Source organism: Francisella sp. LA112445 (genome assembly GCF_012224145.1).
In the GTDB taxonomy this organism is placed as follows: Bacteria; Pseudomonadota; Gammaproteobacteria; order Francisellales; family Francisellaceae; genus Francisella.
In genome coordinates, this window is sequence record NZ_CP041030.1 from 1,055,719 (window position 1) to 1,068,233 (window position 12,515).

Below are 12,515 nucleotides of genomic sequence, written 5' to 3' on the forward strand. Positions count from 1 at the left end.
AAAACAAGTCAATTGTTAATATACATTATAGTCTGAAAATATTTTTATTGGTAATAACAAGTACTATTTATTTGGTTTTAAAGTGTTAATCAGCTTTTTTGTTCTGTATACTGATTTGGTAAAACTGCAAAAAAATAGTTTTACATGAATCAAAAAACCATATCTTTTTTAAAGATTTCATATGGGAACATACTAGAATGGTATGATTTCTCATTATATATTTACTTCGCAACATTTATATCAGCTAACTTTTTTCCTACAGGAAATCATCAATTGTCTTTATTATTAACTTTTGCAGTTTTCTTTATAGGTACTGTTATAAGACCTCTAGGAGCCCTAATTATGGGGTATCTAGCTGATATGTTTAGTTATGCATATGTTGTAAATGCATGTACTCTTGCTATGGGTATATCAACAGTATTAATAGGAGTAATACCAAATTATTCTAGCATAGGCATTTTAGCACCTTGTTTATTAATAATATTGAGAGTCATACAAGGCTTGTCTGTAGGTGGACAGTTTCCGACGCTTATAACATTAGGAGTTACTAATTCAAAGAAAAATGCAGGTTTATCAGTTGGTATTATATTTGCAATATCTTCAGCTGGATTTCTTTTAGCATCTGTTGTTGGAACTTTTTCTGAAGTTATCTTTGCTAATCATCATCAGTTGATTTGGCGAGTTCCATTTATATTAAGTGGCTTACTTTTTGCGATTTACATATATATAAATAGAAATGAAAATTATACTGAGCAACCGCCAAAACAAAAGCATCAAACAAAATTAGTAGATGCATTATTTAAACAATATAAGCAAATAATAATAGTTTCATTAATAACTTGTATGTGTGCTTCTCTATATTATATGGTTTTTACTTACCTTGTTAACTATCAAATTGAATATCAACATATATCAGAGAGTAGAGCTTTATTTTTAAATAGTATAGTGCTATTTTTCGCATGTATTTTTTATCCAGTGTTTGGTTACATTGCTGATAAATATGGGTATATAAAAGTCTTTTATATAGCACTAATAGCTTTAGTTTTATTATTCTATCCACTGATCATGTTAATAGCAGTGAACAACTTTGTTATAAGTTTTTTAGCTATTTTAATATTTTGTATTATCATGGCAGCTATCCAAGGAGCAGTATCTCCATTTTTTGCATTAGTTTTTGAGAATGAATGGCGAGCTACTGGATGTGCTATTAGTTATAGTATTGGTAATGGTATAAGTGGGGCGGCTCCTTTATTGGCTGGTATATTTACAGCTAAATATGGAATCTCTGGATTAGCATTATATACATTAATATTAGTTGTAGCAGGTACAATAGGATCTTTAGGCATTTATAAAACTATGAGAAATGCTTAGCTTTATAAATTTATTCGATAATAAAACCTGTATTGTAATTGTTAGTTTTTATATACTATTTAAAACGCCTTAGATTATTGTAAATATAAGCATTATGAATAAAACTCAGATAGAAATTTTAAACTCTTTAGATGATCAAAAATATGTTAGTGGTCAAGATATCGCCGATAATTTAGGTATATCTAGGGCTGCTATATCAAAAAATATAAAAGCACTAAAAGATAACTATCAGATAGATATCTTTTCTAATTCAAAGATAGGTTATATACTAGATGAAAAGCTTGATCTAATTAAGCTAGATGAACTTAAGAAAGTTTTTAAAAATGTAAACTATTTTTACTCCATAGACTCTACTTCAAAATATGCTATTGATAATCAAAGTCGCTTTCAAGATAACACCGTTATTATTACAGAGCATCAAACTGATGGTTTTGGTAGATTTAATAGAAAATGGATATCTCCTTTTGGAAAAAATATTTATTGTACATTAGTTGAGATTGTTGATCTGGATATATCTAAGCTAAATGGCTTATCTCTAGTGATAGCTATAAGTATAGCTAAAGTCTTAAATAGGTTGAATTTAGATGCTAAGCTAAAATGGCCTAATGATATCTATATTAGTGATAAGAAAATAGGTGGGGTAATCATAAATATTTCGGCGGAAATGAATGATAGAGCAAAGCTTTTTATCGGTTTTGGTTTAAATGTAAATATGCGAAATAATCAAGATATCACAAAAAACTGGACCTCAGTAAAATTAGAATCTGACCGACATGCGAATAGGACAAATTTACTTATACAAATAATCAATGCTATAAAAGAAGATATAATGATTTTCATAAAGGAAGGATTTTCTTCTTTTAAGGAAAAATATGAGAATTTAAATTACTTAAAAGACAAAGAGTTTACTCTAGTATTAGCAGATAAGAAATTTACTAATTGCAAATATAAAAGTTTATCTGATATAGGTGAAATAATTATTGAAAATAGTAATGGCTCTTATTCATTCTCTTCTGGAGATATTAGTATTTTAGATAGCTCTATAAAATTAAAATAGTCGGCATTATGCGTTATTTTTGCGCTACACTTATATTCTGATAACTTTTCGATAGTCTCTATCTGCTCATCTATAAAACTAACATTTTGATTATTACAATTAGCTACCCAGCCTGCTAGTTTTACATTATGTTTTTTTAGTTCATTCATAGTTAGTAGTGTATGGTTTATACAGCCAACTTTTATAGCTGAAACTAATAATACAGGTATTTTTAGGACTTTTATCAGATCAAATTGTGTTATTTGATTAGAGTATGGTGTTAGTAATCCTCCAGCTCCTTCGACTAAGAGTATTTCTAAGTCTTTAATATATTTACTTTTAATAAATGATTCTAAGTTTTCTAAAGAAATATTTGTATTAGATTTTGCTGCGGCTATATGAGGAGCTATAGCTTCTTTAAAAGATATTAGGTTTATCTCATCAGTTGAGAATTTATATTTATATGCTTCTACGATACTCTCAACATCTTCACAAAGATCTGATTTTTTACTTTTACCAGAGGCTACTGGCTTTAGACATAGAGATTTAATATTTTGTGATTCATAAGCCTTAATTAAGTTAGTTGAGACATATGTTTTACCAACTTCTGTATCTGTCCCTATAATAAAGATTTCTTTCATGATTTTATTCCTTAAAACAAATAAATAAACCAATATGATAACTAAGATTAAACTGATTTTGATTTGAATATAGTTGTTTTATTTTCTTATAATTATAGTTAGTCTTGTCGCCTGTATAAGTGTTTACGCCAGTAGACTTTAAATGCTTAATAACCTCTCTAAAACTGTTAAAACTTTCATTTAAATAAAAACTGTTATCATATAAACATTCAAGATTAACTTTATTAATAAACTCTAAAATAGATGCTTTGCTATGCATTTTATTTATGCGAAGAATATCTTTTAGTTGATGAAAATTATTATCCAGAATTGTACTAAAAGCTAAAATAGAATTATTATTTAGTTTATTTGAGATATTTTTCATTAGGTATTCAAAATTTTGGCTCCATTGAAATGACATATTTGAAAATATTAAGTCATAATCATTGGCAACTATATTCAAATCTTTATCAAAATTGAGCTTATATGCATTTAAATTTTTTATACTTTTAGAGTTTTGTGGTGGAGCAATATCTCCAATATCAATTTTATCAGGATTGAATGTTTTGTTTAATTCTAAAGGTTCGCTAAGATCACGAACTCCTAAATTTAGTATTTTATGTATATGATTATAATTTAGTAGTTTTGAATATCTTAATGTTTCAGCTAAAAGTATTTGCCTAACTTTGTTCTGAATACTACTTTTTTGTGCATATTGATTTGCATTAGAGAAGTTTATTTCGACTTTATTGTATAAATCCATAATTTACCTCCTTAGAGATAATTTCTAGAGCTTCTTGAATTTGGTCTAGTGTATTACTTGAATGTAATGAAAATCTAAGAAGAGCTTGGTTTTTAGGAACTGTTGGATACCTAAAACATGAAACTAATATATTCTTAGCATAAAGCTTATTTTTTAAACTTATCGCTAAATTATTATCTTTTATTAAGATGCTTTTAATAGGGGATATATCATCAGACAATAACTCTAGCCTTTTTTCTTTACATAACTTATTAAAGAGATATATATTTTTACAAAGAGCTATCCTTTGGTTAGATGCCGATTTTAAGTTTTCTAATTGTAAAATAGAAGTTTTTAGTATTAATGGGGGCAGGGCAGTTGTATAAATATAGTTTCGAGCAAATTGGATTAGGTATTCAGCAATTCTATCTGTAGTGCATACCATAGCACCAACTCCACCAAAAGCTTTACCTAAAGGAAATATACTGATAGGACAATCTGTATATCTGAGTTTATACTTATCTATAGAGCCTTTACCATTTTTCCCCAGAACACCAAAACTATGCGCCTCATCAACTATTAATTTGCCTTTAGCTGCAGTAGATATCTTATCTAGTTGACTAACTGTTCCATAAGTACTAAAAACTCCTTCTGTAGTTATATAGCTTTTATTATCGTAAATATTTTCTAAATGAGCTAGGTTTTGATGTTTGTATCTTCTTAATTTTGCTTGTGATAATTTGATACCATCTATAATCGAAGCATGAATATATTTGTCAGCAAAGATTATTTGACTTTTATCAAATAAGGTTGAGTAAATAGCTAAATTTGCCATAAAACCTGAGCTAAAAAATATAGCTCTAGGATAATTAACAAATTTCGCAAAAGTAGTTTCAAACTCTTGAGTCTCATCAGTATAGCCACAGACAATATTAGATCCTTTACTGCCAAAACCATATCTATCAAAACCATCGATTAAACATTGTTTTAGATTAATAGAACTAGATAAATTTAAGTAGTCACTGCTAGTAAAATCTATAGTAGATTTTTCTTTATGAACATCACTAATAGCTAACTCTCTTAATAAGTTATCTTTTTGATACTGAATATACTTATTTTCTAGATTTAGCATGATTTCTGTCTAAGCTGTTAATCCTAATTTCGATAACAGATAGTTATCTGAATTTACAGTAGCATTATTCTCAGTTAGAAGTTTATTACCATAAAAAATAGAGTTAATACCAGCAAGAAAACACAATGTTTGCGTCTCTATAGACATATTTTCTCTACCTGCTGATAATCTAAGTCTAGCTTCAGGAAAAAGAATTCTAGTTGTTGCTATAAATCTCACAAGTTCTATATTATCAATCTGTGCTTCTGAATACTTGTCCCCTAGAGGCGTTCCCTTTACAGGTATCAAAGTATTGATAGGTATACTTTTGGGAGGTGATGGTAACTCTAATAATTCCAATAATAAACTAAGTCTATCATCAAGGGATTCTCCCATTCCTAATATACCACCACAACAAACATTTATATCTGCATTAGCTACATTTCTTATAGTTTCAATTCTTTCCTCAAATTTTCGAGTTGAAATTATTTCAGGATAGTATCTTCTTGAAGTATCTAAATTATGGTTATAATAGTCTAAACCTGCATCTTTTAGTTTTGTTGCCTCTTCAGCATTGATACTACCTAGAGTTACACATGTTTCTAGGCCTAGTTTTTTTACTTCAGATATAATATTTGTAACTTTATCTAGATCTTTCTTAGGTATATTTTTCCAAGCGGCTCCCATACAGAATCTTTTAGAACCACTAGCTTTAGCTTGTTTTGCTTCTTCTAAAATATTATCTAAATCTAGAAGTTTATGTTTCTGTATCTTTGTATTGTAATGCCCACTTTGAGGGCAGTATTTACAATCTTCAGGACAAGCTCCTGTTTTTATGCTTTTTAATGAACACAATTCTATATCATTATTAAAATTTTTCTTATGAACTTCTAGAGCATTAAATATTAATTCTGTAAGAGGTGTGTCATATATTGCTTTAACTTGTTCTAAATTCATGTTTATATGGTTGATAACTTTAAGTTGTAAATTATTGTATATCTTGTATATAATTTATGTCAACCAATAAATATAAAAATAGTTTACAATGAAGTATAGCACTAATATTTGGCATCCTTGTACACAAATGAAAGACTTTGAAAAAGTTCCTCCTCTAAGTATAAATAAGACAGAAGGTAGCTATATATATACAAAAGATAATAGAAAGCTTTTTGATGCTATATCTAGTTGGTGGTGTAAGTCATTAGGACATAGACATCCATATATCGTAGATAGATTAAAGAATCAGCTTGATAAGTTTGAGCACACAATATTTGCTAATACAACTAATGAAGAAGTTGAACATTTTAGTAATAGAATATGTAAATTAACATCAATGGATAAAACATTATATGCTGCGGATGGTTCATGTGCTGTAGAAATTGCTTTAAAAATGACGATACATTTACGCCAACTTAGAGATCAAAAGTCTAAAACTAAGTTTGTTTGTCTTGAAAACTCTTATCATGGTGAGACTTTAGCAACTATGAGTGTTAGTGATTGTGGTTTATATTCTGATCCTTATAAAGCTTGTTTGTTTGATAGTTTAGTCATAAGAGATATACCATACGTTAATGGTAAAACAGATCCTCTGTGGGAGGATGCAAAACATCATTGGGATAAGACAGAGGAGTTTTTAGAACAAAATAAGCAAAGTATAAATGCACTAATAGTTGAGCCTCTATGTCAAGGAGCTGGAGGTATGTTGCTATATAGTAAAGACTATCTTAGCAGACTATGTAAATGGTGTAAGCAAAATGATATTTATATTATTTTTGATGAAATTATGACAGGTGTTGGAAGGCTAGGTAAGTTATTTGCATTAGATTATTTAGATATTTCGCCAGATTTTTTGTGTATATCAAAAGGTATTACATCAGGAGTCATACCTTTTAGTGTTACTCTAACAAAAAACCAATATTATGATATGTTTTATAAAGATAAAATGTCTGAAGCTTTTTTACACTCACATACTCATAGTGGCAATATTCTTGGAGTAGTAGCAGCAAATAGCGTTTTAGATATTTTTGAACAGGTAAATATATTAAATAATGTAACTAATCTAGAAACTCTAATGCACAATTACTTCTCAGAGATACAACAAGAAATTCCTATTTTAAAAAATATTAGAAATCTTGGAGGTATGATTGCCGCGGATTTAGATATAGATAAATATAGATTTGGCTTTGATGTTTATAAAGAATCTATTAAATTAGGCGCATTACTCAGACCACTTGGTAATACACTTTATTGGCTACCACCTTTAAATTCAAAGCCAGATGATATTATTAATTTAAAACAAGTTACGAAACAAGCAATTATAAATGCTGTTGAAAAGCTCTAATTATATCTAGAAAGTCAATTTAAAAATAAATATAGTACGCCAGTAAATATTGAGGTATAGCAAATTTTATGATTTGGTATATAGTAAATTAAATTTATAAAGACATTTTAAATGTTAAATACTAACTTATGGAAAAATAATGATATTTTTGATAAGCATCCTGAAAGTTTCTATGATTTAAATAGTAATGATATAGATGATATTAATCATGCACTAAATCAGGCAATTGAATTAAATTTACCATACTTTGCTTTACGAAAAGGCGATATTTGTCTTGGCAATTTTAAAAATAAGTTATTAAAGTTTCGCAAAATTATTGAAAATGGTAGTGGCATTGTCAGGCTGCGAGGGCTTCCTATAAGCAAATACTCACATGGGGAGTTAAAGTTAATTTTTTATATTATATGTTTAGAGCTAGGCTCTCCTGTACCATCTAAATTTTCTGGAGAAATGTTATCTACTATTGATACACTTGATGATTCAAGAAATACTACTAAGGATGGCAAAACGATTAGTTGGCCAAGATCTACAAAGTTTTTACAGTTCCATACAGATATTATTTGTGACATTAATTGTCTTTTTTATTTACAAAAAGCAAAGCAGGGTGGCGAGCTTTTTGTTGCAAATAGCTTAGCCTTATATGATTATTTTTTTTATAATAACCCAGATACACTTAATGAGTTATGTAAACCATTTTATTATAAACAGCACCCTTTAAATCTAGGGAAGAAAGAAGACTTTTTTAGTTTGCCAGTTTTTAGTATTAATGAAGGAAAACTAATGGGACACTGTGTTCCTGGATCAATTCTTGCAGCAATAGAAGATAAGAATATTCCTTGTATGTCAAAGTCACAAATTGAGGCTTTAAATAGCTTTATTGAATTAGTTAATAGTGATCAATATTCTTTTAATTTAGACCAAAAAGAAGGAGATATTGTTTTTCTTAACTCTTTTAAAACAATGCATGCTCGTACTGAGTATAAGGACTTTTCTAACAATAAAAAGAGAACACTTTTTAGAGTTCTACTTTATGCTTTCAAGTATTATGAATTAACAACCCCCGAAGGTGTTAGAAAAAATGGTTATATAAAAATAGTTCCTGATATGGTTTGCTAATATTAATTTAATATTGTTGTATAGCAACTTTTATGATTTATTTATTAGTGTATTTGGAAACTTTCTAGTCTATCAAAGATAATTAATAGTTATGTAATTTAATCACAAATTTATTTAATAGATAAGAAAAATAAACTTTTAACTAAAGGAATATTTACATGAATTTAAAAAAGGTTACTACATTACTAGCTACTGGTTTATTCAGTATATCAATGGGGTTTTCTGCAGATAATGTTACTGTAAAAAAAGATAACTCTATATCTAATGGCAAACTTATATTCGCTGCGACTTTGATTAGGCATGGAGATAGAACTCCATATATGCCAATTAAAAATCCTCAATATAGCTATTCATGGAAAGGCGGTAATGGCGAATTAACACCTCTTGGAATGAGACAAGAGTATAAACTTGGAAAGCATATAAGACAACTTTATATGGATAAATATCATCTTTTACCAAAAACATACTCTAATGGAACAATTATATCTTTAGCAGGACAAGAAAATAGACTAGTTGTTAGTACTGAATCCTTTTTATATGGTCTATATCCTCTTGGGACAGGTCCAAAACTAGATTCAGGCTTACCTGCATTGCCAGGGGCGTTAAATCCAATTCCTATATTTACTTTGCCAAATGCTCCAGTATTTGATATTGGATCTGGAAAAGAGTCTCAAGTATTTAATAAACTTGCAGAAAAAGAAGTTCACACACAAGCTGTATGGAAAAAATATAATGATGAAATATCTAATAAACAGTTAGACAAATGGTCAAAAATTGCAGGATATAAAATAACAAATCTTTCTGATGCAGGTGGATTTTTTGATGATTTACATGTTCGTACTATCTACAATGTTCCTTTCCCTAAAGGTATTAGCATGAAAACTTATGATAAGTATTATCCATTAAGTAATTGGGCAGGTTTATATGAGCTTGGTCCAAAAAATATTGGAGATTTACTTGGATCACCATTCTTAGGTAACTTAAATAAATATTTGTCATCAAAAATTAATGATCAGAATACGAAGCTTAAGTACGTTGTTTATGGAGGTCATGATACTACTATAGCAATAGTGATGAGTGCTCTTGGTGACCCTATATATAAAAACCCTCATTATGCATCATATATGAATTTTGAGTTATTTAAAATCAACAATAATTATAGAGTGAATATAACTTATAATGGTAAAGACATTAAGATTCCAGCATGTGACAATAAGAGTTATTGTAGCTATGATAAGTTTAATAAACTAGTTAATAATGCTTTAGCTCAAAGAAATAAAATGCTTAGTAAATATAAATAATAAGCATTCATCAAAAGAATAAAATCAATAACAATTTTCTTAATTTCAGCCTCATAAAAATATTTAGGATTTTCCTTTATGATTATAAGCATTATGAGGTAACAAAACCGAAAGGTATACGACTTCAAAACTATATAAAAGTTGTCCTTGGTATGGTTTAAACTATTTATGCTTATTATTAAAATACTCTCTATCTGCTATATATATTGTTTTAGTGGCTTTAGCATAGATATTTTTTTCTAGATCTTCATAGCATACAGGTAAACTAACTATTGATTTATTTTTAGTTTGAACATCTTTTTTGATGTTAGTTATAGTTTCCTCAGATAATAAAAATCTAGCATATACATGATCAGTAATTGGTTTAAGATAATCTATGCTTGCTGATAAATCCCATACAACATAATCATCACCAAGAATCCTACATAATTGAATAGGATATATTGGATCTAATGAAGAATATATTGCACCCCCAAAACCTGTACCATGATAGTTTTTAGTATTTTCATTTAGGTTAAATCTCAAATGAACTTCAAGAAAATCGTTAGATACAAATAAAATTTCTCCACCAGTCGCTACAAAAGCGGGTAATTCATTAAATCTTTTTATAAGCTGCTCAGATTGCTCACCTGATTTCTTATCTGTTTTAAAGATTGGATTCATATCTTATTAATTTTTATCTTTTATTAATAAAATCTATAGTTTTATCTAAAGCTATTTTAGCATTTGGTAATGGACTAATGCCAATTATTGTCATAAAACCATGATACATCTCGTCATCATAATGAGTTTCAACTAAAGTTCCTTGTTCTTTAAGTTTTTTCTCATAAGCATAGACCCCATCAATTAAAATATCATGAGTAGCCGATACTATTAATGTATCAGGTTGCTTTGTTGCTTCATAAAACAAAGGAGAAATCTTAGGCTCTCTTAATCTTTTAGGTTGAGATAATATTTCATCACCAAGATAAGCTTTAAGCATCATTTCACACCACTCTGCAGTTAAATGATATTTGTATTCATCAAACTTATGGTTACTTTCGTATTTTGTATACATATCAACTGCTGGGTAAAATAGTACTTGTGCTTTAGGCATAATTTGCTGGCGCTCATGACAAATTATAGTCACAAGATTTCCCCCAGCACTATCTCCCATTACAAAGATATTTTTAGGATCTATATTAAATTTGCTAATATTTTGATATAACCAATCATAAGCAAATAATGCATGATCAACAGCAGCAGGGTATTTATGCTCAGGAGCTAAACCATAAGCAAGTGAGAAAATATCAAAATTTCCTTGATCACAAAGATAACGACATACATGATCATAAGTATCAATCGAATTTAGAGACCATCCACCTCCATGAATAAAAAGCAGAGCTTTACCATTTGGCTTTTTAGACCTATAGTGTCTTAGTATAGTATTATTCTCTAATTTTATATCTTCTTCGAGAATATCAGGACGAGGAATTCTTTTAATTTGATCAATAGATAGACTTTTAAAGATTTCACGCTGCTCTCTTAAATCTAACTTTTTTATTCGTCGAACTTCAGGAGTATCTAATATTGCTTCTAAACTTGGATGATATGGCATTGTTTAATTCCTTTTAAATTTTATGTACTCTTATAATTTCAATATTTAATTTTTCTAACTTTCTTGAAAGCTCTCTAGTTGCGCTATCTAAGGATTTTAGATCACTATCTTTTGTTAATCCTAATATTGATGGTTTACGAGAGTGACCAATCAGTGCTTTTAAACCTAATATATCTTTTATTTTAACAATATTTTCTAATAAATATTTTGCAGTATCTGCTTTTTTACCAAAACCAAAACCAACATCAAAGAATATATTATCTTTTGGTACTCCATAATTTAGTAAAATATCTTTTTTCTGCTCAATATACTGACAAACTTTTTCTATTGCACCATTTTTATCTAAATATTGATCTCTGTTTATTATTCCTAAATTATGAGTTATGACATATTTTTTATCGTACTTTACAATGAGCTTAGCTTTTTCTTCAATATCATTACATTCAACATCATTTATCATCCAGATAATATCATGATGTTTATCTAAGATCATTTGCATCACCTCTAATTTACGCGTATCAATACTTATTAAAGGTTTATATTTTAGATCTGCAGCAGTTGCTTTAATATCTTCTAGAATCATATCAAGCTTTTTAAATTCTTCATCTATAGATATTGGTTTAGCATTAGGTTTAGTTGATTCAGCTCCGATATCTATAATTTCAGCTCCATTCTCAATAAGTTCATGTAAATTAAACTTACGCTTATCATCATCAAAATGCCCATCTGAAAAAGATTGGTCTGATAAGTTTACAATACCCATACGCATAGTATTTGAGAGAGTTTGTTTTAGTTTATCTATATTATCAAGCTCTTTTAATCTTAAGCTTAGATCTATCTCTACTTTTTGAGGATGATGCCAACCTTTGGATAACTCTAATAACGGAGCTAAAGCAAAATTCCGATTAAGTAGCTCTTTATGAGGGATTGTAAGCTCATCAGTTTCTAGAATCAAATCTTCAGCAGCTAGAATATCTAGATCAATAACTCTTGGCGACCAGACAGGGGCATTTGGATCTCTTCCAATATTTTTTTCAATATTTTTTAGAATAGTTAAAAGTTTATTAGGATCTAGAGTTGAACTAATCTTTACAGCTGTATTTATAAAATTAATATCCCAATTTTTAGGAGCATCTTCTTTAAGTAGTGCTTTGCTACTATATAAGCTCGCTTTTCTTATAACTTTTATTTCTTTATGTGAGTCTAAAGCCTGTATAGCTAGATGTATATTTTCAAGAGTAAACCCTACATTTGTGCCAATTCCTATAATATATTGCATA

12 protein-coding genes are annotated in these 12,515 nt (G+C 28.6%); 5 read left to right on the forward strand and 7 right to left on the reverse strand.

Going from position 1 to position 12,515, the window contains the following annotated elements; genetic code table 11:
* The first annotated feature begins 144 nt into the window (after positions 1 to 144).
* Together FIP56_RS05200 and FIP56_RS05205 are read left to right on the forward strand one after the other, a co-directional pair.
* Positions 145 to 1,371: an MFS transporter gene (locus FIP56_RS05200; RefSeq protein ID WP_192577883.1), complete on the forward strand. Its 1,227-nt coding sequence runs from the start codon at positions 145 to 147 to the stop codon at positions 1,369 to 1,371.
* 94 nt (positions 1,372 to 1,465) lie between these two features.
* Positions 1,466 to 2,428: a biotin--[acetyl-CoA-carboxylase] ligase gene (locus tag FIP56_RS05205; protein ID WP_192577884.1), complete on the forward strand. Its 963-nt coding sequence runs from the start codon at positions 1,466 to 1,468 to the stop codon at positions 2,426 to 2,428.
* On the opposite strand, the gene bioD is transcribed toward FIP56_RS05205, so the two are convergent.
* The 4 genes from bioD to bioB are packed head-to-tail and all read right to left on the reverse strand — an operon-like array spanning position 2,371 to position 5,837.
* A complete protein-coding gene (bioD, locus tag FIP56_RS05210) occupies positions 2,371 to 3,048 on the reverse strand; it encodes a dethiobiotin synthase (protein WP_192577885.1) in 678 nt (225 codons plus the stop codon). The two genes, FIP56_RS05205 and bioD, sit on opposite strands and share 58 nt — an antisense overlap.
* Before the next feature lie 4 nt (positions 3,049 to 3,052).
* Complete coding sequence (locus FIP56_RS05215) at positions 3,053 to 3,790, reverse strand: biotin synthase (protein ID WP_192577886.1); 738 nt, start codon at positions 3,788 to 3,790, stop codon at positions 3,053 to 3,055.
* On the reverse strand, positions 3,774 to 4,901 hold the full coding sequence (locus FIP56_RS05220; protein WP_192577887.1) for a pyridoxal phosphate-dependent aminotransferase family protein: 1,128 nt from the start codon (positions 4,899 to 4,901) through the stop codon (positions 3,774 to 3,776). Before FIP56_RS05220 ends, FIP56_RS05215 begins: the two co-directional genes overlap by 17 nt.
* 9 nt (positions 4,902 to 4,910) lie before the next feature.
* Positions 4,911 to 5,837, reverse strand: a complete 927-nt coding sequence (gene bioB / locus FIP56_RS05225; protein WP_192577888.1) for a biotin synthase BioB — start codon at positions 5,835 to 5,837, stop codon at positions 4,911 to 4,913.
* A gap of 88 nt (positions 5,838 to 5,925) precedes the next feature.
* On the opposite strand from bioB, the gene bioA reads away from it, so the two are divergent.
* From bioA to FIP56_RS05240, 3 genes are all read left to right on the forward strand, one after another.
* Positions 5,926 to 7,221 carry an adenosylmethionine--8-amino-7-oxononanoate transaminase gene (bioA, locus tag FIP56_RS05230; RefSeq protein ID WP_192577889.1) on the forward strand — a complete coding sequence of 432 codons (1,296 nt, stop codon included), beginning with the start codon at positions 5,926 to 5,928 and terminating at the stop codon, positions 7,219 to 7,221.
* Positions 7,222 to 7,332: 111 nt separating this feature from the next.
* Complete coding sequence (locus FIP56_RS05235) at positions 7,333 to 8,337, forward strand: TauD/TfdA family dioxygenase (RefSeq protein ID WP_192577890.1); 1,005 nt, start codon at positions 7,333 to 7,335, stop codon at positions 8,335 to 8,337.
* A gap of 158 nt (positions 8,338 to 8,495) precedes the next feature.
* Positions 8,496 to 9,638 (forward strand): histidine-type phosphatase, encoded by a 1,143-nt coding sequence (locus FIP56_RS05240; RefSeq protein ID WP_192577891.1) that lies wholly within the window; start codon positions 8,496 to 8,498, stop codon positions 9,636 to 9,638.
* Positions 9,639 to 9,800: 162 nt separating this feature from the next.
* Here the strand turns inward: FIP56_RS05240 and FIP56_RS05245 are convergent, their stop codons facing one another.
* The 3 genes from FIP56_RS05245 to folP are packed head-to-tail and all read right to left on the reverse strand — an operon-like array spanning position 9,801 to position 12,514.
* Positions 9,801 to 10,301: a DUF4442 domain-containing protein gene (locus FIP56_RS05245; protein ID WP_192577892.1), complete on the reverse strand. Its 501-nt coding sequence runs from the start codon at positions 10,299 to 10,301 to the stop codon at positions 9,801 to 9,803.
* A gap of 13 nt (positions 10,302 to 10,314) precedes the next feature.
* Positions 10,315 to 11,235, reverse strand: a complete 921-nt coding sequence (gene bioJ, locus FIP56_RS05250) for a pimeloyl-ACP methyl ester esterase BioJ (protein WP_192577893.1) — start codon at positions 11,233 to 11,235, stop codon at positions 10,315 to 10,317.
* 13 nt (positions 11,236 to 11,248) lie between these two features.
* Positions 11,249 to 12,514 carry a dihydropteroate synthase gene (folP, locus tag FIP56_RS05255; protein WP_192577894.1) on the reverse strand — a complete coding sequence of 422 codons (1,266 nt, stop codon included), beginning with the start codon at positions 12,512 to 12,514 and terminating at the stop codon, positions 11,249 to 11,251.
* Between the last annotated feature and the right edge of the window lies 1 nt (position 12,515).

What these genes read in the sequence shown, in the direction of transcription:
- FIP56_RS05245 (WP_192577892.1), bottom strand. Translation starts at nt 10,301, where the DNA reads ATGAATCCAATCTTTAAAACAGATAAGAAATCAGGTGAGCAATCTGAG.
- bioA (WP_192577889.1), top strand. Translation starts at nt 5,926, where the DNA reads ATGAAGTATAGCACTAATATTTGGCATCCTTGTACACAAATGAAAGAC.
- FIP56_RS05200 (WP_192577883.1), top strand. Translation starts at nt 145, where the DNA reads ATGAATCAAAAAACCATATCTTTTTTAAAGATTTCATATGGGAACATA.
- bioJ (WP_192577893.1), bottom strand. Translation starts at nt 11,235, where the DNA reads ATGCCATATCATCCAAGTTTAGAAGCAATATTAGATACTCCTGAAGTT.
- FIP56_RS05220 (WP_192577887.1), bottom strand. Translation starts at nt 4,901, where the DNA reads ATGCTAAATCTAGAAAATAAGTATATTCAGTATCAAAAAGATAACTTA.
- bioB (WP_192577888.1), bottom strand. Translation starts at nt 5,837, where the DNA reads ATGAATTTAGAACAAGTTAAAGCAATATATGACACACCTCTTACAGAA.
- FIP56_RS05205 (WP_192577884.1), top strand. Translation starts at nt 1,466, where the DNA reads ATGAATAAAACTCAGATAGAAATTTTAAACTCTTTAGATGATCAAAAA.
- FIP56_RS05235 (WP_192577890.1), top strand. Translation starts at nt 7,333, where the DNA reads ATGTTAAATACTAACTTATGGAAAAATAATGATATTTTTGATAAGCAT.
- bioD (WP_192577885.1), bottom strand. Translation starts at nt 3,048, where the DNA reads ATGAAAGAAATCTTTATTATAGGGACAGATACAGAAGTTGGTAAAACA.
- FIP56_RS05215 (WP_192577886.1), bottom strand. Translation starts at nt 3,790, where the DNA reads ATGGATTTATACAATAAAGTCGAAATAAACTTCTCTAATGCAAATCAA.
- FIP56_RS05240 (WP_192577891.1), top strand. Translation starts at nt 8,496, where the DNA reads ATGAATTTAAAAAAGGTTACTACATTACTAGCTACTGGTTTATTCAGT.
- folP (WP_192577894.1), bottom strand. Translation starts at nt 12,514, where the DNA reads ATGCAATATATTATAGGAATTGGCACAAATGTAGGGTTTACTCTTGAA.